This window comes from Streptomyces albidus (ex Kaewkla and Franco 2022), assembly GCF_013870515.1.
GTDB lineage: Bacteria > Actinomycetota > Actinomycetes > Streptomycetales > Streptomycetaceae > Streptomyces > Streptomyces albidus.
The window spans coordinates 1-21,448 of the sequence record NZ_JACBXA010000079.1 but is presented as its reverse complement, the minus strand read 5'-3'; the positions used below and the strand labels follow the sequence as shown (position 1 = coordinate 21,448).

The 21,448-nt window shown below is 71.3% G+C and carries 13 protein-coding genes, 1 other RNA gene and 1 pseudogene; 8 read left to right on the top strand and 7 right to left on the bottom strand.

What is annotated here, in order from left to right; genetic code table 11:
* Nucleotides 1-149: 149 nt before the first annotated feature.
* Nucleotides 150-6,596 carry a non-ribosomal peptide synthetase gene (locus H5J26_RS14530; RefSeq protein WP_210771331.1) on the top strand — a complete coding sequence of 2,149 codons (6,447 nt, stop codon included), beginning with the start codon at nucleotides 150-152 and terminating at the stop codon, nucleotides 6,594-6,596.
* 9 nt (nucleotides 6,597-6,605) lie between these two features.
* Here the strand turns inward: H5J26_RS14530 and H5J26_RS14525 are convergent, their stop codons facing one another.
* Entirely contained in the window at nucleotides 6,606-6,824 is a 219-nt protein-coding gene (locus H5J26_RS14525) for a DUF397 domain-containing protein (protein WP_181766260.1), read from the bottom strand.
* A complete protein-coding gene (locus H5J26_RS14520; protein WP_181766259.1) occupies nucleotides 6,800-7,654 on the bottom strand; it encodes a helix-turn-helix domain-containing protein in 855 nt (284 codons plus the stop codon). The genes H5J26_RS14525 and H5J26_RS14520 overlap by 25 nt, the downstream gene beginning before the upstream one ends.
* A 287-nt stretch (nucleotides 7,655-7,941) precedes the next feature.
* Here H5J26_RS14520 and H5J26_RS14515 point away from each other — a divergent pair, with 287 nt between their 5' ends.
* Nucleotides 7,942-8,643, top strand: coding sequence for a hypothetical protein (locus H5J26_RS14515; RefSeq protein ID WP_181766258.1), 702 nt, complete (start codon nucleotides 7,942-7,944; stop codon nucleotides 8,641-8,643).
* 24 nt (nucleotides 8,644-8,667) lie between these two features.
* On the opposite strand, the gene H5J26_RS14510 is transcribed toward H5J26_RS14515, so the two are convergent.
* Nucleotides 8,668-9,528 (bottom strand): alpha/beta fold hydrolase, encoded by an 861-nt coding sequence (locus H5J26_RS14510; RefSeq protein WP_181766257.1) that lies wholly within the window; start codon nucleotides 9,526-9,528, stop codon nucleotides 8,668-8,670.
* 81 nt (nucleotides 9,529-9,609) lie between these two features.
* The gene (locus H5J26_RS14505) at nucleotides 9,610-12,423 is read right to left on the bottom strand and encodes a hypothetical protein (RefSeq protein ID WP_181766256.1); all 2,814 of its coding nucleotides are present in this window, start codon (nucleotides 12,421-12,423) and stop codon (nucleotides 9,610-9,612) included.
* 428 nt (nucleotides 12,424-12,851) lie between these two features.
* Between H5J26_RS14505 and rnpB the strand changes: the two genes are divergently transcribed.
* An RNA gene (gene rnpB / locus H5J26_RS14500) (RNase P RNA component class A) lies at nucleotides 12,852-13,246 on the top strand.
* Nucleotides 13,247-13,309: 63 nt separating this feature from the next.
* On the opposite strand, the gene H5J26_RS14495 is transcribed toward rnpB, so the two are convergent.
* Nucleotides 13,310-14,533: a lactate 2-monooxygenase gene (locus H5J26_RS14495; RefSeq protein ID WP_181766255.1), complete on the bottom strand. Its 1,224-nt coding sequence runs from the start codon at nucleotides 14,531-14,533 to the stop codon at nucleotides 13,310-13,312.
* 114 nt (nucleotides 14,534-14,647) lie between these two features.
* A complete protein-coding gene (locus H5J26_RS14490) occupies nucleotides 14,648-15,454 on the bottom strand; it encodes an SDR family oxidoreductase (RefSeq protein WP_181766254.1) in 807 nt (268 codons plus the stop codon).
* A 120-nt stretch (nucleotides 15,455-15,574) separates the two neighbouring features.
* Here H5J26_RS14490 and H5J26_RS14485 point away from each other — a divergent pair, with 120 nt between their 5' ends.
* From H5J26_RS14485 to H5J26_RS14470, 4 genes and pseudogenes are all read left to right on the top strand, one after another.
* On the top strand, nucleotides 15,575-17,203 hold the full coding sequence (locus H5J26_RS14485) for an alkaline phosphatase D family protein (RefSeq protein ID WP_181766253.1): 1,629 nt from the start codon (nucleotides 15,575-15,577) through the stop codon (nucleotides 17,201-17,203).
* 112 nt (nucleotides 17,204-17,315) lie between these two features.
* The gene (locus H5J26_RS14480) at nucleotides 17,316-18,752 is read left to right on the top strand and encodes a multidrug effflux MFS transporter (protein WP_181766252.1); all 1,437 of its coding nucleotides are present in this window, start codon (nucleotides 17,316-17,318) and stop codon (nucleotides 18,750-18,752) included.
* Nucleotides 18,725-19,618 (top strand): annotated as a pseudogene (locus H5J26_RS14475) (serine hydrolase domain-containing protein); the annotation flags it as partial. The gene H5J26_RS14480 and the pseudogene H5J26_RS14475, both read left to right, overlap by 28 nt.
* Nucleotides 19,555-20,277, top strand: coding sequence for a small ribosomal subunit Rsm22 family protein (locus H5J26_RS14470; protein WP_309237910.1), 723 nt, complete (start codon nucleotides 19,555-19,557; stop codon nucleotides 20,275-20,277). The pseudogene H5J26_RS14475 and the gene H5J26_RS14470, both read left to right, overlap by 64 nt.
* 49 nt (nucleotides 20,278-20,326) lie before the next feature.
* Here the strand turns inward: H5J26_RS14470 and H5J26_RS14465 are convergent, their stop codons facing one another.
* Entirely contained in the window at nucleotides 20,327-20,944 is a 618-nt protein-coding gene (locus tag H5J26_RS14465) for a TetR/AcrR family transcriptional regulator (RefSeq protein WP_181766249.1), read from the bottom strand.
* A 78-nt stretch (nucleotides 20,945-21,022) separates the two neighbouring features.
* Here H5J26_RS14465 and H5J26_RS14460 point away from each other — a divergent pair.
* The coding region (locus H5J26_RS14460) for a DUF1453 domain-containing protein (protein WP_181766248.1) at nucleotides 21,023-21,448 on the top strand (426 nt) is incomplete at its 3' end.

Below are 21,448 nucleotides of genomic sequence, written 5' to 3'. Positions count from 1 at the left end.
TCGCCTACGTGGTCCCGGACACCCGGCACGAGCCGGGCGGCCGGCAAGGGCAGCACGACCCGGGTCGACGCCCGGACGAGACGGGCCCGTTCGAGGTGGATCTGCGCGAGTACCTGCGCGGCCGGCTGCCCGAGCATCTCGTTCCTGCCGTGTTCGTCCCGCTGGAGCGCCTGCCCCTCACACCCAACGGGAAGCTCGACCGCGACGCGCTGCCCTCACCCGGCACCGTGCGCTCCCCGGCCGACACGGCCGACCCGGGCCGACCGCCGCGGACGGAGGAGGAGCGCCGGCTCACGTCCCTCTTCGCGGAACTGCTCGGCGTGGAGCAGGTCGGCGCGACCGACGGCTTCTTCGCTCTCGGCGGCGACAGCCTGCTGGCGACCCGGCTCGCGAGCAGGGTGCGCAGCGAGATGAACGCAGGGATCGACGTGCGGGACGTCTTCGAGCACCCCACCGTCGCGGGGCTCGCCGCCCGCCTCCCGGCCCGCCTCACGCCCTCCCTGCCGATGCCCGCCGCAGGCCGGGCCGAGCGGCCGGAGAGCGTCCCCCTCTCCCACGCGCAGCGCCGCCTGTGGTTCCAGCAGTCCCTCACCGGGCCGGACGCGACGTACAACGTCCCCCTGGTGCTGCGGATGACGGGCGTCCTCGACCATGACGCCCTGCGTGCCGCCGTCGAGGACGTGACGCGACGGCACGAGTCGCTGCGCACCGTCGTGCGTGAACGCGACGGAGACCCCGAGCAGATCGTGCTCGCCCCGGAGGCGGCGCACGTCTGGCAGCCCCAAGTCACCACGGAACCTGATCGGTTGGACGATGCGCTGGGTGCGGCTGCCCGGCACGCCTTCCGTCTGGAGAACGAACCGCCGCTGCGGGCCCAGCTGTTCACCTGCGGCACCGGCGAACACGCCCTCCTCCTGCTGCTGCACCACATCGCATGCGACGCCGCCTCGCTCTCGCCGCTCCTCACGGATCTCGCAACGGCCTACAGCGCCCGGCGTGAGGGCGGCGCACCGCGGTGGGAGCCGCTGCCGGTCCAGTACGCCGACTACACGCTCTGGCAGCGCACCCTCCTGGGCTCCGGCACCGAGCCGAGCGGGTTGAGGACCCGCGGCCTCGAACACTGGAGGCACGCACTGGCCGGGCTGCCGCAGCGGATACCTCTGCCAGCCGACAGGGTCCCCACCCAGGAGGACGGAGAGGACGGCGACAGCGCCGGCGACAGCGTCGCCTTCTCGGTACCGGCCGAAGTGCACGCAAGACTCGCGGAGTTGGCCGCATCGGAACAGGCGAGCCTCTTCATGGTCGTGCACGCCGGGCTGGCGGCGCTGCTGACGCGCCTCGGTGCGGGCACGGACATCCCCGTGGGCAGCGCCGTGGAAGGGCGGACCGACGCCGGTCTGGACGGTCTCGTCGGGTTCTTCGTGAACACGGTGGTGCTGCGCACGGACACCTCGCAGTCACCCACCTTCCGGGAGCTGCTGGGCCGTGTCCGGGAATCCGATCTCGTCGCCCTGGCCCACCAGGACGTGCCCTTCGACCTGGTCGTCGAGGCGCTCAACCCTGAACGCAGCGCCGCCGGGCAGCCGTTGTTCCAGGTGATGCTGACCCTCACGCAGGCACCGCCGCAGCACGTGGACCTCCCGGGGCTGACGACCACCGTCAGCGCCGTACGGCCCAGTGCCGCCAAGTTCGACCTCTGCCTCAGCGTGTACGAACACAGGGGACCGGAAGGTGCCTGCCTCGGTCTGGAAGGCCAACTCGAGTACAGGAGCGCCCTCTTCGACCGGCGGACGGCGAAGGCGTTCGGTGAACGTCTGGAGCGCCTGCTGGAGGAGGCGTCCGCCGAACCCGACGCCGCCACGCACGGCTTCGACATTGTGAGCGGCGTCGAGCGGAGGCGCCTGCTGGAGGAGTGGGGCACCGGCAGGCCGCTGCCCGCGGGCGCCCACCGCACCGTTCCTCAGCGTTTCGCCGCCCAGGTGCGTGCCACCCCGGACGCCGTCGCGATCCGCGCCCCCGGACTGACCCTCACCTACGCCGAGTTGGACGAGAGGTCGCAACGCCTCGCCGGACGCCTCGTCGCTCAGGGAGTGGGCCCCGAGACGCCCGTGGCGGTACTGATGGAGCGGTCCGGCGCTCTCGTGGTGACCCTGCTGGCGGTCCTCCGGGCCGGTGGCGCGTACGTACCGCTGGACCCGCGGGCGCCCCGCGCACGGCAGGAGCGGGTCGTCTCGGAGTCCCGCGCCAGGGTGCTGGTCGTCGGCGACGGTCAGGACGCGGGCGGCAGTTGGCCCGGCGGGCCCCGGATCGTCGCCACCGGCACGTATGCCGAGGACGGCGTGGAAGACGTGCCCCTGCCGGAACGGGCGACGGCCCGCCCGGCCGCCCTGGCCTACGTGATGTACACCTCCGGATCGACCGGCGTGCCCAAGGGCGTCGCCGTCACCCACGCCGACATCCTCGCCCTCGCTCTCGACGGCGAGGGCCGGGAGCGGGCACCGCGTCGGACCCTGCTGCACTCCCCGCACTCCTTCGATGCCTCCACCTTCGAGATCTGGGGCCCGCTGCTGACCGGCGGCTCGGTGCTGGTCGCGCCCCCCGGGGAGCTGGACGTGGAAAGGATCGAGGAGCTCGCCGCAGGCGGCGATGTCACCGGCCTGTGGCTCACCGCGGGCCTCTTCCAGCTGGTCGCGGAGGAGAAGCCCGCAGCTCTGCGGCACCTGGAAGAGGTGTGGACCGGCGGCGACGTCGTCTCGCCGCGCGCGGTCCGGGCTGTGCACAGGCACTGTCCGGACACGCGTGTCGTGAACGGCTACGGCCCCACCGAGACGACGACGTTCGCCGCACGGCACACCGTCACCGAGGCCGACGTCTCAGGCGAAGAGGCGCTGCCCGCACCCGGGATCCCCATCGGGCGCCCGCTCGACGGCACCCGCGCGTACGTGCTCGACGACGCGCTTCAGCCCGTCCCCGCAGGCGTGACAGGCGAGTTGTACGTGGGCGGCGCGGGCGTGGCCCGCGGCTACCTCAACCAGCCGGGCCTCACCGCCGAACGGTTCGTCGCCGATCCGTTCGGCCCGCCCGGGGCGCGGATGTACCGCACGGGCGACCTGGTGAGGTGGCTGCCCGAAGGCGCACTGGGCTTCGTGGGCCGCGCCGACGGGCAGGTGAAGCTGCGGGGCTTCCGCATCGAGACCGAGGAGGTCGCCTCCGCCCTGGCGGGACGCTGCGGCGCGGGCCAGGCAGCAGTCGTGGCACGCGAGGACCAGCCGGGCGAGCGCCGCCTGGTCGCCTATCTCGTGCCCGCGGACGGCGAACGGAGCGTGGACTGGGAGGCGTTGCGGGAACACGCCTCGCGCGTGCTGCCCGACTACATGGTCCCCTCCTCTCACGTGGTCCTCGACAAGCTGCCGCTGACCCGCAACGGCAAACTCGACCGAGCCGCGCTGCCCGCACCCAAGCGTGCCGAACCGACCGCATCCGTCGCCCCGGCGACGTCGCGCGAGAAGGTGCTGTGCGGCATCGTCGCCGAACTGCTCCGACTGCCCTCGGCCGGCGTCACCGACGCCTTCTTCGACCTCGGCGGCGACAGCATCACGGCCATCCAGCTGGTCAGCCGCGCCCGCGCTGTCGGTCTTCGCCTCAACGTGCGCGACGTCTTCAAGCACCCCACCGTGGCCGAACTGGCCGCCGTGGCAAAGGAGACAGGGCGGAAGAGCGACACCGGTGAAGCAGCGCGTGAGGACGAGAGCTGCGGTCCGGTGCCCCTCACGCCGGTCATGAACTGGTGGCGTGAACACGGGGGAGAGACGAAGGCGTTCAGCCAGTCCATGACGGTCCGCGCCCCGCTCGGGCTGACCCGGGACGGGCTCGTCGCCGCCGTACAGGCGCTCCTCGACCATCACCCGGCGCTGCGCCTGCGCTTCGGTTCGTCAGCGGGACCGACGGGCGAGGCGCAGCAGTCGTGGACGCTGGAGACCCTGGCGCCGGGAGCCGTGCGCGCAGAGGACCACGTGAGGCACGTCCTCGCCGACCACGCCGCCGACGGCGCGGATGCGGAAGCGAGCCTGCCCGCGCTCCTGCGACGAGCCGAGCACGAGGCGCGCGACCGGCTGGACCCGGAATCGGGCGCAATGCTGGAGGCGGTCCTCGTCGACCGCGGTCCCGGACGGCACGGGCGGGTCGTGCTGGTCGTGCACCACTTCGCCGTCGACGGCGTCTCCTGGCGCATCCTGCTCCCCGACCTGGCCGACGCCTACAAGGCCGTCGCCGCGGGCCGCGATCCCGAACTGCCGCCCACAGGTACCTCGTTCAGGCAGTGGGCGCGGATGCTCGCGGACCAGGGCGAGGAAGGGGCCCGCAAGGACGAGACGGCACTGTGGTCGAAGACGCTCTCCGGCCCGGACCCCTCGATGGTGACGCCCGGTGCCGGGGAGGCCTCCCGGGGGGTCGGACATCTGCGGGCGAAGATGGGGCCGGCGCGCACCCGTGCCCTGCTGACGGAGGTGGGGGCCGCGTTCCACTGCGGGGTGGAGCCGGTGCTCCTCACCGGATTCGGCCTCGCCATGGAGGAGTGGCGCCGCCGCCGCGGCCTCGAGGCGGGCGACGTCCTGCTCGACCTGGAATCCCACGGCCGTCCCGAGCTGGACGGCGTCGAACTCTCCCGCACCGTCGGCTGGTTCACCAGCGTCTTCCCCCTGCGGATGGACGCCACCGGATGCGACTGGCGGGACGTGCTGAGCGCCGGACCTGCGCTGGGGCGGGTCCTGAAGAGCGTGAAGGAGCGGCTGCGCGCCGTTCCGGACCGTGGCGTCGGGTTCGGCGTCCTGCGGCACCTCGACCCCCGTACCCGGCCCGAACTCGCCGAACTGACCGCGCCGAAGCTGGGGTTCAACTACCTGGGGCGGATGAGCGCGGCGGAGGAGACGGACTGGGCGGTGACCGCGGAGTCCGGCCTCTCGGGAGACGGGCAGGGCCCCGCGCAGGAACAGGCAGTGGAGACAGCCGAGGCGTCCCTGCCCGGCGGGCACCTGATCGACGTCAACTCGCTGACGGTCGACGGCCCCGACGGTCCCGTCCTGAGCGCCGAGTGGTCCTGGGCCGCGGGACTCTTCCGTCCCGCGGAGGTACGGGAGCTGGCCGAGCTCTGGTTCGGCGCACTGGACGCGCTGGTCGCCCATGCGGCGACCAGCGGTGCAGGCGGGCGCAGCCCCTCCGACCTGCCACTGGTCGACCTGCGTCAGGAGGAGGTCGAACAGCTGGAGCGGAGCCACCCCGGGCTCACCGACGTGCTCCCGCTGACCCCGCTCCAACAGGGCCTGGTCTTCCACTCGTTGTTCGCCCCCGACAGCCCGGACGTGTACCAGGCGCAGATCGTTCTGCGGCTGCGGGAGAAGCCCGATGTGACGGCTCTGCGGGCGGCCACGCGGGCGCTGCTGGAGCGCCACCCCAACCTCGGCGCGGCGTTCGTGTACGAGGACCTTCCCCGCCCGGTGCAGGTCCTGCCGGGTGTGCTCGAACCGCCGTTGCGGGAGATCGATCTCACCGTCGTGCGGACCGGCCAGCGCGAGAGGGTGTTCCAGCGCCTCCAGCACGAGGACCTGCGGAAGCGGTTCGCTCTCGACAGCCCGCCCCTGATGCGGTTCAGCCTGTACGACTGCGGTCCGGACGACCACCGGCTCGTACTGACCAACCACCACCTGCTGCTCGACGGCTGGTCGATGCCCCTGTTCGTACGTGAGCTGTTCGCCCTCTACGCCTCCGGTGGCGACGCCGGGGCACTTCCACCCGTGACCCCGTACCGCGAACACATCGCCCAGCTCATCGAGTTGGACGGAGAAGCGGCGCGTACGGCCTGGCAGGAAGCCCTCGACGGAGTGGACGGTCCGACACGGCTCACCACGGGTGACATCAGCGCGGGGGCAGTCGCGCCGCAGCCCCTGCACATCGTGCTCCCCGGCAACCTGACCGCCGCGGTGCGCAGGACCGCCACGGACCTCGGCCTCACCCTCAACAACGTGCTCCTGGGAGCCTGGGCGTTGCTGCTTGCCCGCTCGTGCGGCACACGCGACGTGGTCTTCGGCACGACCGTCTCGGGCCGGCGCCCGGAGGTGGCGGGCATGGAGTCGATGATCGGGCTCTTCATCAACACCGTCCCCGTGCGGCTGACGATCGACCCGGCCGAGACCGCTCAGCAGATGCTGGTCCGCCTCCAGGACGAGCAGGCGCGCATGCTCCCGCACCAGCACCTGGGCATGGGAGACATCCAACGGATCGCGGGGCGGCGGGAGTTGTTCGACACCCACGTGGTCTTCGAGAACTACCCCCTGGACCGTGCCGGTCTGGAGAGCCCCGCGCCCGGGCTGAGTGTCGAAGGAATCGAGGGCCGCGACGCCGCGCACTACCCGCTGACGCTGGTGGCCTTCGCCGGTGAAGGAGGCCTCGCCCTGCGCTTCGACTACCGCACGGACGTACTCGACCGCGCCCGCGCGGAGTCGACGGCGGCCGAGCTGCAGCGCATCCTCACCTCGGTGGCCTCACCGGACACCCCGGTCACGGAGATCCTCGACGCGGAGGGCGCCCGCCCGACGACGTGACGGACCGGATCAGGGCCGAGCGAGCACGCCGCCCTTCACGCCGCCGATGAACGCGCTCCAGGACGCGGGCGAGAAGAGGAGGGCGGTTCCGTCGGGGGACTTGCTGTCCCTGACGGGAGCCCAGCCGGGGATGTTCACGGCCAGCTCGACGCAGTCGCCGCCGGAGGGGTTGCTGCGGCTGCTCTTGTGCCAGACGGCGTTGGTCAGGTCGGGGCTCGCAGCGGGCATGGGTACGTGTCCTCCACAACCTTGCGGACGAGTTCTGCGGACTCTTCCGGGGGCAGTGCGTTGGCCTGCAGCAGATCGTAGGCGATGGCGTACTGCTCGACCTCTCCCGGCGGCTCCACCAGAGTCCCGGAGTTGATGCCCTCCAGGTACGCGACCTGACCGCTGCCAGGCAGGGTGAGCAGAGTCACCGAGCCGCCCATTCCCGGATGTGCGCCGCGGGCGTACGGAAGGATCTGCAAGGTGATGCGCGGCAAGGCGGCCACTTCGAGAAGACGCATCAGTTGTGCTCGCATCACCAACTGTCCGCCCACGCCGCGATGCAGGACAGCCTCGTCCAGAACCACCCACAGCCACGGCGGAGTTGGGCTCTCCAGGATCGACTGACGAGCTATGCGGGCCGTCAGCTTCTCCTCCAACTCCCGGTCGGTGGCGTTTCCATACACGCGGCCCACGCCCAGCATGGCACTCGCATAGGCCTCGGTCTGGAGCAGCCCGGGGACGCTGTGCGCCATGTACTTGTGCATGGCGGTCGCGCGGGCCTCGTACGCCACGAATCTCCTCGCCCAGTCCGGGAAGGGAGTTCGCCTGACGTGCTCCCACAGGTCGGCCAGGTCACCGTCGGCGCCGAGGAGCGCGTCCAGCTTGGCGGAGACGTCCTCCGGCGGTGTCTCGTTGCCGAGTTCGAACTGAGCGATCCGGCTGTGCGCGACCGGGACCCTGTCGCCCAGCTCGCGCTGGGTCCATCCCGCCCGCGTGCGGAGCTTGCGCAGCTTCGCCCCGTACAGCGCGGCCAGTGACGCCGACGGGTCCAGTTCCTTCGGTGCGGGCATTGCGGTCCCCGATTCGTTCCGGCGCTCCGAGAGTTGTGACCCTTGGTGATCGTATCGACACGCAACGAAAGGCGTCAGGCCGTCGGTTGAGGCCGGAAGCCGCTTGAGGGCGTCGGAGGGCGGGCATTCTTCCGTCATCGGTCAAGAAATGGGCGAAAGTGGTAACCAAATCCCCATCCTGTGCGTCTGATCCGTTGGACGGTCTCCCGCTGTCCTGAGACGTCTTCGGAGTGCCGGTCAGGGGCCGGCAAGCGTGTCCCGTGCGACTGGATGAGGAGCGAGGGCCAATGCGGAGGACCGGCCTCATCTTCGGCACTGCGCTGACCGTCGTCTGCGCGCTCAGCGCGCCGCCTGCACAGGCCGCCGCGACGCTCACGACGAAGGGCCCGGGCTTCAAGATCTCGACGCAGCTCGGGGTCACCTCCGTCAGCCCGACCCGTCCCTACACGGTCACGTTCGCCTCGGCGGACCTGAAGCGGCGGTACACCCCCTATCTGGCGACTGCCCTCTCCCAGTTGGCAGCGGCCGGGGTGCGGATCTCGTTCGGCGGGGTGGAGACGCTCCGCCGCGGCACGTGCCCGCCCGCCGGGCACATCCACTACGTGGAGACGTACCGGCCGCTGGGCCGCGGCGGGTTCAGCAAGGGGATGCCGTGCGCCGACCCACCGGGGGGTGTCGCGCTGGGCGGTGTCGTGGCCATGGACAGCGAGTACTTCGACGGCAGTTGGTACATATCGCGGCACAAGCTGAGCAACACGTTCGTGCACGAGATGCTCCACACGCTCGGGCTCGACCATCCGAACCTCGACCTGGACGAGGACGGCGTCGTCGAGACCTACGAGTGCGTCACCGACAAGGGAGGCCTCAAGCCGGTGATGTGCTCGCCCAACGGCGGCTACCGGACGTCGGGCGCCGCGGAACTCACCGGCCTCGACCTCGACGGCATCAAGGCGCTCCTCGCCAACGCGCGGAAGCAGGGCATCGATTGAGCCGAGCCGGTCGGTCCGGCGAGGTCAGCCCTCCGCCGGGTCCGGGTGGTGCTCGCGGAGGAAGGAGACGAGGGCCGGGTTGACAGTCCCCGGGCTCTGCTCCGCCGGGTAGTGGCCCGCATCGGCCACCTGCAAGTCAGCGACGTGCAAGGCGACTTGACGAAGGCAGTCCCTCACTGCGGTGCCCATCGCGAACCTGCCGCCGATGCCCAGCACCGGCTGGGTGAGCGGCCTCCGCGCCCGGAGTTCCACTGCTTGCGCGTCCGCCTCCGCGGTCCTGTAGTACTCCAGACCCGCCGCCGAAGCAGAGGGCGGCCGGTAAGCGTCCGTGTAGACCCGCATCGCCTCCTCGCTCAACGGCTCCGGCCCGGCACTGCGGCGCAGGAACGTCCCGTAGTAGGCGTCCTCGCGCCCTGGGACGAGCGCCTCCGCCAGGCCCTCCTCCCGGTTGAACGGGCCGTGCCACGACGGGTAGTGGCTGCTTCCGGGCTCCGGGACGGTCACGTCGATTCCGGGGAGCAGCTCTTCCTCGACCACCAGGGCGCCGACTCTGCCCGGGTGGTCCGCGGCGAGCAGATAGCCGAGGGTGCCGCCCCAGTCGTGGCCGACCACGGCGAAGCGGTCGATGGCGAGGTGATCCGCCACGGCGATCACGTCATCGGCCAACTCCTCCTTGGCGAACCCGCCCGTGCCCGCGGACGACTCACCCAGCCCGCGCAGATCGACCTCAACGGCCTGGAAGCCCGCCTCGACGAGCGCGGGCACGGTGGAGCGCCAGTGGAAGGACGTGACCGGCCAGCCGTGCAGAAGCACGACAGCCGGTCCCGCACCCGTCTCCCGAGTCGCCAGGCGGACTCCGTCCCCGGCATCAACCCATGTGGTCATGCGGACAGTCTGCCTCGGCAAGCCCGGCAAGCCCGGCAAGCCCGGCAAGCCCGGCAGCCGGCGGTGCTGCGGCCGCGACGCTCATCCGTCCGTCGGGCAGGCGTGCTCCCCGTTGCGGCCCCATCGGCTGACGGGAGGCTCGTTCTCCTTGAACGCCCCGCAGTGGAGCGCCACTTCGGGCCCCTTGGGAGTGACGTGCAGGATGGTCAGCGCCTTGTCGGGCGGGGGCTTCGAACCGTGCCGCTCCGGGAAGTCGATGACTCCGCTGGCTCCTTGAAAGACGATCTCCTCGTCGAGCTTGGACTTGACCAGTTCGGTGTGTGCGGTTCCCGTACTGGAGAAGGCGTCGTCCGTCGCCGTCGAGAGCACCTTCAACGCGTCGTGAGCGAGCGCCACATGGCCGTCGTTGAGCCAGGGGTCCTCCGCGGTGTAGGCGTCCACGTAGTCCTGGAAGAGCCTGTCCGCCTGGCCGTTGTTGTCGGGATGCTTCTCGGGAAGGACGTGCACGCTGTGGTAGAGGCGCAGCCACGGCTCCTCGTACTTGCCGCGGAGCGCGGTGCTGGTGAGCTCGTTGCTTCCCAGCACCGTGAGCCGCTGCCGCAGTCCGCCGCAGCCGGAGTCGGGCCCGTAGGCGTTCACGAACGCTGAGAAGTTGCGTACGCGGGCGGCCCAGTAGACGATCGTGCGGGGCTCCTGCTTGACCCGTTCGCACACGGTCTTGGCCACGCTCACGGGCGGCATGCCGCCCCCCTCGCCCCTGTTGGCCAGCGGCAGGGTCTCCGCGCCGGGCCCGAACCGGCGGGCGAACTTCTCACTCATCTCGGAGCTGAACAGGTCGTCCGGCTCGGCGACCACCACGGCGCGGGTCGCCACCCGGCAGTGTCCGTCGCGGTCGTCGGCGACCCGCGCGGACCGCACGAACGCCGCCGCCGTCCGCGACTCACGGCTGTTGCTCGGAGCCATGGGACGGTAGTACGTCAGCTTCTTGTGCCGTTCCGGGTTCCACTGCATCGCGTCGGCCGTCGCGGTGGTGCCGATGACCGGCACCTGGCCTTCGTCCAGCACGGACGCCGCCTTCTGCGTCTGCGCACGGCTCTCCGAGAAGCCGACCACCCCGACGATCGTGCGGTGGTCCTTGCTCTCCTTGAACCGCTTCGCCTCCTTCACGACCCGTTCGGCGTGCTCGACCACGTTCTCGAACTTGTTCCCGGTGTCCCGGACGTCGACGTACAGGCGCACCCGGTTCTCGCGGTCGTCCACCGCGTCGGCGTTGAGCCGTTCCTGCGCCAGCAGCAGACCGCGGAGTTCGGGGACGGCGCCGTTGTCGATCGCCTCCTCCGGGTCGGACGGCACGGTGGCGCCCAGGTAGACGACCTTGCGGACCGTGCTCCGCGTGCTCTCGTCCTTCTTGCGCTCCGATTCCACGGCGGATTCGTTGAGTTCGCCGATGCGCTCCACGACGCTGTCGTACTGCTTCCGTGCGGTGTCCTTCTCCGTCGCACGCTCCGGCAGCGGCTTCGGAGGGCGGGTCCCCGCCACGCGTGTGCCGTCGTAGCAGGAGTCCTCGGGCCCGACGGCAGGCCCCCACGGGACGAGCGCCGCGACGACAGCCAACACCACTGCGCAAGCGGCCACTTCGGCGGTGAGCTCCGTCCCCGGCTTGACGTCCGGCCGGGGCTTCCCCGGCTCCACCCGGGTCACGAAGATGCCCTCCTCGTCGAATCCCTGGTGCTTCAGCGGGACGAGCAGGGGCAGCGCGACGGCTTCCGCCTGGACCGGGGCGAACAACTCCGCGCCGTGGCGCAGGTTCTGGCAACGCCGCCAGTCCTGCTTCTGGTAGGCGGCGGCCCCGCCGGCTCCGATCACCAGGAGTGACGCGGTGCCGGGAGCGCCCGCCGCGTTCCTGTACGCGTGCAGGAACCGATTGGTGGCGGCAGCCGAGGGGCCGTCGGCGGACGGCAGGTCGAGCAGCACCACGCGGCGCGTACGCCGGCGCCGCGCCCTGGGCCCGAACCTGCCCGGCCGCGCGTCGTGCAGATCGGCGAGGAGCGCGCGCATCAGCAGCTCTTCGAGGTCCTGACGGGCCGCCTCCGCCGCCTCCTCGTCCCGCCCAAGGCGCTCCGACTGGCGGGTGAGGAGCTGGTTGACCTTCTCGAAGACGGACTCGTCCGTCCTGCCCATCCGGCGCCACTGCTCGTACCAGTTGCGCTTCGACCGCAGCAGCCGCCGCGTCCACCAGGCCGACCAGCACCAGCGCGGGAACCGGTAGAGCACGGACTTCCCGAAGAGCGCGATCAGATCACCCAGCCACGCCAGGGGTCCGTTGAAGCCGACCGCGGCGAAGCCCGCCAGGAAGTGCAGCACTCCGCCGTCGGCCTTCTCGGCGCGGAGGCTGTACGCGTGGTCGCGCAGGGCCCTCCCGCCCGGCACCGGTTCCCCGGGGTTCTCGCGGATCTGCCTGGTGAGGTCGGTCATCAGCCTCAAGTGCCGGTGCGGCAGCGGCGCGCACTTGCGCGGGGTGTTCGCGCGGAGCTCCGCCCCCGCTTTCAGGACGAGGTACTCGTCGCCCGGGGGCGTCTCGGCGTGGACGGCCGGTCTCGCGTACGGGGTGAGCTTGTCGCCGTCGTAGCCGTCCTCGCGGCCGCCCCGGATCAACGTGTCCTCGAGGCCGTCGAGCACGCGCTTCGCATGCCGGGTGGTGTCGTCCCCGTCCCTGCCGGTGGTGTCGAGGATCAGCACGGGCAGCACGTCGTCCTGCAGTGCCCGTCGCCAAGTGCCGGGCACCACCGCTTCCTTGAACTTCCTCAGGAAGGGATCGGAACCCTCCCCGTCCGGGAACGGCCGCCGCCACCGGCGCTCCTCGCCGTCACTGCCCGCGTCCCCGTCACCGGACATGAAGCTCCCCCAACCATCAACCACGACACGTCAGTTGGAGAGTAAATACCCCCACGGGGCGTCCGGTTCCGCACGTTACTGAAACGAAGTCAGCTTCCGGGGACGGCTTCTGTGCTGGGCCTCGCGGGGGAGAGGCCTCGCCGCACTGGGGGTGGGACGGCGAGGCCTCGGCATCGGACGGCCGGGAAACGGCCGATCCCGTCGGGCTTCCCGCTGACGGGACGCCCGAACGCGCTCGTGCGGTCGGACCGCTGAGCGTCAGCATCGGGGGGTGATTTAAAGCATATACCGCGAATTCTGCTTGACGAAGGAAATGGGAACGTTCGTCGCATTCGTTGTCGTTCCGTATTCAATTGCTCGTCGCGGGTCACGCCCGGGACGCGGTCAGGCCCTTCTGCCTGGTCGACTACCATTGCCCGTGCGGCAGACGAGCCGAGTGGACGGCCGCGTCAGGGCTTCGTGTCCTGCCGAGGAACGTCCGGACTCCGAAGGGCAGGGTGGTGGGTAACGCCCACCCGGGGTGACCCGCGGGAAAGTGCCACAGAAAGCAGACCGCCGGGGCCGCGAGGCTCCGGTAAGGGTGAAACGGTGGTGTAAGAGACCACCAGTGCCCGAGGTGACTCGGGCAGCTCGGTAAACCCCACCCGGAGCAAGGTCAAGAGGAGCCGTGAGGCTCTGCGCGGACGTTCGAGGGCTGCCCGCCCGAGTCCGCGGGTGGACCGCACGAGGCCGGTGGCAACGCCGGCCCTAGATGGATGGCCGTCTCCCGGCCGACCGCGAGGTCGGCCGGAGCCAGAATCCGGCGTACAGCTCGACTCGTCTGCCGCCGCCCCGAGCCGGGCCCCCGGGACAGCCGGCGCGCGCGGGCCCCAGGGACTCCGGGGCCCTAAGGGCTGATCTGCAGCGAGTCGGCGGAGAGTTCGGCCGGTGTGCGGTGCCCGGAGAGGCCGAGCGTCAGATCGAGGTCGGCGAGCAGGCTGCGCAGTACGTGCACCACGCCCTCCTCGCCGCCGTGCGCCAGCCCGTACGCGTACGGGCGCCCCACCAGCACGGCCCTTGCGCCGAGAGCGAGGGCCTTGAGCACGTCCGAACCGGTGCGGATGCCCGAGTCGAAGAGGACCTCCAGGCGGTCGCCGACCGCTTCGACGATCCCCGGGAGGGCGTCCAGGGACGCCACGGCCCCGTCGACCTGACGGCCGCCGTGGTTGGAGACGACGACTCCGTCCATGCCCGCGTCCGCCGCCCTGCGCGCGTCGTCCGGGTGCAGGACGCCCTTGAGCACGATGGGCCCGTCCCAGTGCTCGCGCAGGAACGGCAGCTGGTCCCAGGAGTGGTCGGTGCCGGTGAACATGGGCACCCAGCGCAGCACCGCCGAGATCACGTCGTCCTCCGGCGACTTCTCCAGTCCCGCGCGGAAGGCGGGGTCGGAGAAGGGGATGGCCGTTCCGATGCCCCGGATGAAGGGGAGGTAGGACTGGTCGAGGTCCTGCGGGCGCCAGGCGAGGGTCCAGGTGTCCAGGGTGACGACGAGGTTGGTGAACCCGGCACGCTTGGCGCGCTCCAGGATGCTGACGCAGACGTCCTCGTCGTTGGGCCAGTACAGCTGGAACCAGCGGGCGCCGTCCGGCCCGTTCGCCTCGGCCACCTCCTCGATGGTGTGCGAGGAGGCCGTCGAGAGCACCATCGGGACGCCGAGCGAGGCGGCGGCACGGGCGGTGGCCAGCTCGCCGTCGGCGTGGATGATCGACTGGACGCCGAGCGGTGCGAGCAGCACGGGCGCCGGCATGTGCGTGCCGAGCACGGTGGTGCTCAGGTCGCGCCCGTTCGCGCCGCGCAGCATGCGCGGGACGAGGCGGTGCCGGTCGAACGCCTCCCGGTTGGCGCGGTGCGTGGCGCCGGAGCCCGCCGCCCCGGCGACGTAGCCGAAGGCACCGGGGTCGAGATGTTCCCGAGCGGAGGCACCGAGGAGGGTGAGATCCGTGGTGAAGGGCGGCAACTGCCCGTCGAGACCGTTCAGGTAGATGTCGTTCTGGTAGTTGCCGAAGCTCGGCGCGGACGGTGTGGGTGCCCCGGCCGGTGCTGCCTGTGACGTCTCGGACGCCTCACTCATCGCGCTCGTGCCCTTCGCTCGGGATCTCGCTGGTGGCGGACCGTGGAGGAAGAGTCTGCGCCGCGGGGGCCCCGTCCGGCTACCCCCGGGCCTGCGCGATGGCCCGTCGCCCCGTCAGCCCCGCCCGATGTAGGGCATCGTCGTCGCCATCAAGGTCGCGAACTGCACGTTCGCCTCCAGCGGCAGCCGGGCCATGTGCAGCACCGTACGGGCGACGTCCGCGGCGTTCATCACGGGCTCGGCGGCCGTGCTGCCGTCGGCCTGCGGCACTCCCTGCTGCATCTTCGCGGTCATCTCCGTGGCGGCGTTGCCGATGTCGAGCTGGCCGCAGGCGATGCGGTAGGGCCGTCCGTCGAGCGAGAGTGACTTGGTCAGGCCCGTCACCGCGTGCTTCGTGGCGGTGTAGGCGATGGAGCCGGGGCGCGGCGTGTGCGCGGAGATCGAGCCGTTGTTGATGATCCTGCCGCCCTGCGGCCGCTGATCCTTCATCAGGCGGAACGCGGCCTGCGCGCACAGGAAGGCGCCCGTCAGATTGACGTCGACGACGCCGCGCCACTCCTCGTACGACATCTCCTCCAGCGTCGTCGCCGGGCCGAAGGCGCCGGCGTTGTTGAACAGCAGGTCCAGCCTGCTGCCGCTGTCGCGTACGGAGGTGAAGAGCGCGTCCACCGCGTCCGGATCAGTGACGTCCGTGGGGATGATTGCGGGAGCGGCTTCGGCAGCCCGGCGGATCAGCTCCGCCGTCTCCTCCAGCGGGCCCGCCCGCCGCCCCGCCAGGGTCACCGACCAGCCGGCCACGGCCAGTTCGAGGGCGACGGCACGGCCGATGCCGGAGCCCGCACCGGTCACGACGGCCGTCCCGGCCTCCGCGCCTGCTCCGCTCCCGTCGCTGTTAGGCACCGCGTCGTTCTGTGTCGTCATGCGCGCAGCGTACGTGTCGTGACACGGATGCCTCCGCGCAGACGGGGCGCCACCGGATCGCCATGCCGGCGACGCGTGTCTGCCGACTCGTGGCCTCCTGCGGAAGGTGGAATCACATGTATGACGCAGCCACTGAGCGCAGAGAGCGAATTCCGTGCGGCCGCACGGCACTTGTGCCGGCGCAGACTGCTGACCGGGACGGCGGCGACCGTGGCGCTCGCTCTCGGGACCAACCTCCCCCAGCCCGCCCACGCCGTTCAGCGGCTCGATCCCACCGCCATCCACAAAGACCCCTTCACGCTGGGCGTGGCCTCCGGCGACCCGCTCCCCGACTCCGTGGTGCTGTGGACCCGCCTGGCGCCCGAACCCTTCGAACCGGACAGCGGGCTGACGGCCCACGCCGTCTCCGTCGAGTGGGAGCTGGCCAGCGACGAACTCTTCAAACGTACGGTCAAGAGCGGGAAGGTCACCGCGCACCCGGAGTTCCACCACGCCGTGCACGTCGTGCCCGAAGGGCTGAGCCCGCGCACCCGCTACTACTACCGCTTCCGGGTCGGGGCGTGGACCAGCCCGGTCGGACGTACGCGCACGGCACCCGCCGCCACGGACGATCCCGAGTCGCTGCGCTTCGTCTTCGTCTCCTGCCAGGCGTACCACGACGGCTACTTCACCGCGTTGCGGCATCTGGCGAAGGAGAAGGACGTCGACGCCGTCGTGCATCTCGGCGACTACCTCTACGAGTACGCGGTCGACTCCCAGGGCGGCGACCGCGCCGACGGGAGCCTCCACCTCCCCGACCGCTTCAACAAGGAGACGGTGACGCTGGAGGACTACCGGCTGCGGTACGCCCTCTACCACTCCGACCCCGATCTGAAGGCCGCGCACGCCGCCCATCCCTGGATCGTCACCTGGGACGACCACGAGGTGGAGAACAACTACGCGGACGAAGTCCCCGACGGCTCACCGCCCGAGGCCTTCCTCGCCCGCCGTGCCGCCGCCTACCGCGCGTACTACGAGAACCTGCCGCTGCGCCCGCCCCAGCAGCCGTCCGGTCCCGATCTCCTGCTCTACCGAAGGCTGCAGTTCGGCCGGCTGGCCCAGCTGGACATCCTCGACGGCCGCCAGCACCGTGACGACCAGACAGCCGGCGACGGCTGGCGGGTCCCCACGGCGGACACCGAACGTCCGGACCGCACGATGCTCGGCAGCACTCAGGAACGCTGGCTCTCCGACGGCTGGAAGGGCTCGAAGGCGGTGTGGAACGTCGTGCCGCAGCAGTGCGTCCTCTCCCGCCGCCGCAACAGGACCGCCGGCCCCTTCCCGCTCTCGATGGACGCCTGGGACGGCTATCCCGCTGCGCGGAAACGATTCGTCGACGCGGCGCGGGCGGCAGGCGTGGACAACCTGGTCGTACTCACCGGCGACGTCCACGTGCACTACGCCATGGACATCAAGGAGGACTTCGACGACAAGAGCTCCCGCACGATCGGTGTGGAACTGGTCACCACGTCCGTGGCCAGCGGCGGCAACGGCGTCGCCAAGCCCGGCGACTGGCAGACCATGATGGACGCCAACCCGCACCTGAAGTTCTACGACGGGCGCCGCGGCTACGTCCTCGTCACCCTTGACCAGCGGCAACTGCGCGCCGACTACCGCACGGTGGACCTCGTCACCAAGCCCGGGGCACCCCTGGTGACGGCCGCGTCGTTCATCTCGCGAGCAGGCAGCCCCGGGCTCGCGCCTGCCTGACGGTCACGTGTGACCCGCGCGTACGTGAGCCGTCGCACGGGAAACGGGCGGGCCGGGGAAGGAAATCTCTGGGAGAATGTGTACGCCATCAACAAATCTTCTGGAGAGGTGCATGTCCGACCTCGGCCCTGCCCGATCGGCCGCAGTTTCAGCCCCCGTCGGGGACCCCGTGACCACCACCGCCACCGACTCGGCGACCGCCCCCATGACCGGCACAGTGACCGGAAGCGGGACGGCCACCTCCGCTGAAGCCCCCGCACACGCGGAGGCCGGCACCGGCCGCACCGCCGGGGCAGCTGCCCGGACCACCCCTCCCGGCCCGACCCGCATCCTGCGGGAGCCCACCCGCGGGCAGCGCGCCGGGCTGCTGGTGACCCTCATCCTGGGAAGCCTCACAGCCCTCCCCGCACTGTCGATGGACATGTACCTCCCGGCCCTGCCCGCGGTGGCCGGGACGCTGAACACCCCTGCCGCCACCGCGCAGCTCACGCTGACCGGGTGTCTGCTGGGGCTCGCCGTCGGGCAGTTGGTGATCGGCCCGATGAGCGACCAGTTCGGGCGCCGCCGCCCGCTGCTCGCCGGCATGTGCGTGTACGTTGTCGCCGGGATCGCGTGCGCGTTCGCTCCCAGCATCGAGATGCTCATCGCCTTCCGGCTGGTGCAGGGCCTCGCCGGCGCCGCCGGGATAGTCATAGCCAGGGCCGTCGTCCGGGACCTGTTCGACGGCCTCGCCATGGCCCGCTTCTTCTCGACGCTCATGCTGATCGGGGGCCTCGCCCCCATCCTGGCGCCCGTACTGGGCGGCCAGATCCTCCGCTTCACCGACTGGCGCGGCGTCTTCCTCATCCTCACCGGAATCGGCGTCGTGCTCACCGTCATCGCCGCCTGGAAGCTGCCGGAGACCCTCACGGACGAGAAGCGGCACAGGGGCGGTGTGCCGGACGCACTGCGCACCATGCGCGGGCTCTTCGCCGACCGTGTCTTCACCGGCTACCTGCTCGCGGGCAGCCTCTCCTTCGCGGCCCTCTTCTCGTACGTGTCGGCCTCGCCCTTCGTCGTCCAGGAGATCTACGGCGCCTCACCGCAGACCTTCAGCCTGCTGTTCATGATCAACTCGATCGGCCTGGTCGCCGCGGGTCAGATAAACGGAAAGATCCTGGTCGGCCGGGTCTCCCTGGACCGCGTCCTCGGATTCGGGCTGTGCATGACGGGGACGGCCGCCGTCGCCCTGCTGCTGATGACGAGCGGCGTGTTCGGGCCTGTGGGCCTGGTGCCCGTCGCGGCCGGACTGTGCGTGCTGATGGCCGGGATGGGCTTCGTCATGCCGAACGCCAACTCCCAGGGTCTGATGCGCGCCCCGCACGCCGCCGGCTCGGCCTCCGCGCTGCTGGGCACCGCGCAGTTCCTCATCGGAGCGATCGCCTCACCGCTGGTCGGTGTCGCGGGCGAGCGGACGGCCGTGCCGATGGCCGTGGTCCAGGTGAGTGCGCTGCTCATCGCCGCGCTCGCGTTCGCCGGACTGTGCCGACCGTGGCGAGCGCGAGGCTGAGAAGCGCGGCCTCTCCCGAGAAGGCCGGGCTGCGAGCGGCGGAGCTGGCCTCATTGCGGGAGGGCGTGGACGAACTGCCTTCACGCGGCTGGTGCTCGGGCGTGGTGGTGCTGGCCGGACGAGGCCGTCACATCGCGCTGGAGCACGCCGCGGGCTGGGCCGTCCGGTACGCGGGCTACGACCCGGCGACCGACGGCGGGATCGCCCTGCCCGACGAGCGCCGGCAGCCGGTGACCACGGACACGCTCTTCGACCTCGCCTCCCTCACCAAGCTGTTCACCGCGATCGCCGCCATGCAGCAGTGCGAGCGCGGCGCGCTGGACCTGGAGCGGGAGGCCGCGGCGTACGTGCCGGAGTTCGGCGCCCACGGCAAGGCGCGCATCACCGTACGCGAGCTGCTCACCCACACCTCCGGGCTGCGGCCCGAACTCCCGCTCGGGGAGCGCCCGGAAGCCCCGCTCACCCTCCTGTGGGAGGAGGAGCCCCTCTCGGCCCCCGGCACGGCCCACCGCTACTCGGACCTGAACCTCATCGCCCTCCAGCAGGTGCTGGAGCGGATCACCGGCCGCGGGCTGGACGCGCTGGTGAGGGACGGCATCACGGCGCCGCTCGGCATGCACCGCACGTCGTACGGACCCGTGCCCCCCGAGGCCGCCGCCGCCACCGAGGACCAGCGCCGCCCCTGGGCCAAGGCCGACCGGGGCATGCTGCGCGGTACCGTCCACGACGAGAACGCCCACGCTCTCGGCGGCGTCGCGGGCCATGCGGGGCTCTTCTCCACCGCCGGGGACCTCGCCGTGCTCTGCCGCACGCTGCTCACGGGCGGCGCCTACGGCCCGGCCCGGGTCCTGACGCCCTCCTCGGTGGCCCAGCGACAGCGCGGGGTCGCGAACTGGCGGGCGCCTCAGGCGCGAAGGCGCTGCGCGAGACCGAGTGGCGGCAGCAGTCGCTGCATTCGGCGCCTCCGGCGGGGGAGGGGCTGCCCGCCGCCGACCTGGTCACGGTCTCCTACGTGCTGGGCGAACTGGCCGAGCAGGACCGGCAGACGGTGGTGGAGGCGGCACTGCGCGCTGCGCCCGCCGTCGTGCTCACCGAGCCCGGGACGCCGGACGGCTACGCCCGTGTCATCGCGGCGCGCGACATGCTGATCGAGGCGGGGCTGCGCGTCCTCGCGCCGTGCCCCCACAGCGCCGTGTGCCCCATGGTCCCCGGCGAGGACTGGTGCCACTTCGCGGCCCGGGTGAACCGCTCCTCCCTGCACAGGCAGGTCAAGGGAGGCTCGCTGCCGTACGAGGACGAGAAGTTCAGCTACGTCGCCGCCGTCCGCCCCGAACTCGCGGGAGACCCCGCAGCGGGCCGCGTCGTGCGCAGGCCCCAGAAGCGCAAGGGGCAGGTGCTGCTGGACCTGTGCACCGCCGAGGACGGCCTGCGGCCGACCACCGTCACCAAGCGGCACGGCTCCGACTACCGGTGGGCCCGTGACGTGAAGTGGGGCGAGAGCTGGCCGCCCCCGGCCGGGGAGTGAAGTCGGGCCGAGGGGAGTGAAGTCGGGATGGACGCACGCGGAACCGCCCTCAGGCACCGCCGGAGAGCGTGCGCAGATGACTCCGCAGCACATCCGTGAGCACATCCGGCGGCAGCAGATCGGGAGCCTGCACCGCCTGAAGTGTGAGGCCGTCCAGCAGCGCGCACAGCCGGACGCTCTCCAGCCCGACGTCCAGGTCGTCCCGCAGCCCGCCCGCGCGCTGCGCTGAGCCCAGCACCCGTGCCACCACATCGCGCATGCCCTCCAGCACCTCACGTGCGCGGGGCTGCAGTTCGGGGCGGACGCGGGCAGCGGTGACGAACGCCTGCCAGACCGCGGCCTCTTCGCGGCGGGTCGCGTCGAGCGGGAGGAATTCGCCGAGCAGCGCCTCCGCGACGGCCCGGCGCTCCGCCTCGCCTTGAGTGCTCGAAAGCCGGGTCACGTGGCTGCGGACCCGCTCCTCGAACCGTCGGCTCATCTCCTTCATGGCGAAGATCAACAGCTCGCTGTGGTCGCTGAAGTAGTGGCGGACCGAGCCGACGGCCAGCCCGGCCTCATCGGCGACGTTGCGCAAGGAGGCGCCCTCCAGGCCGCGTCGGCCGATGACTGAGAAGACGGCATCGGCGACCGCCCGGCGGCGTTCCGCTGCATCGACGATCTTCGGCATGTGGACGTTATAGCACAGTCGAGCTATATTCGTTTTCTGGCACAGTTGTGCCAGAAAAATCGCAACGGGGAGATCGACATGAACGGATGGCTGTCCACACTCGTCGTCGCCGCGCTCGTGGTCGGGGTCGTCATCAGGAGGCTGACCGGTGAACCGCTCAACGCGCGGGACCTGTTGGCGCCGCCGGTGGTTCTCACCGGCATCGGGGTGTGGAGCGTGGCCAAGGCGGCTGACGGCCTCACGCCGGCCGACTACGCATGGGTGGTCGCCGGCTCGGCCCTGGGCTTCGCGCTCGGAGCGTGGCGCGGCTCGTCCGTGCAGGTCTTCGAGCGCGGTGGCACGGCATGGCAGCGCTACACCGGCAGGACCTTCCTGTTCGCGCTGTGCGGCTTTGCGGTGATGGCAGGCTTCGCGCTCGTCGCGGTACGGACGGGCGTGCACGCAGCCGCGCGGCCCGTGACCCTCTCCATCGGCGTCAGCTTCCTCGGGGAGTCGGTGGCCGTC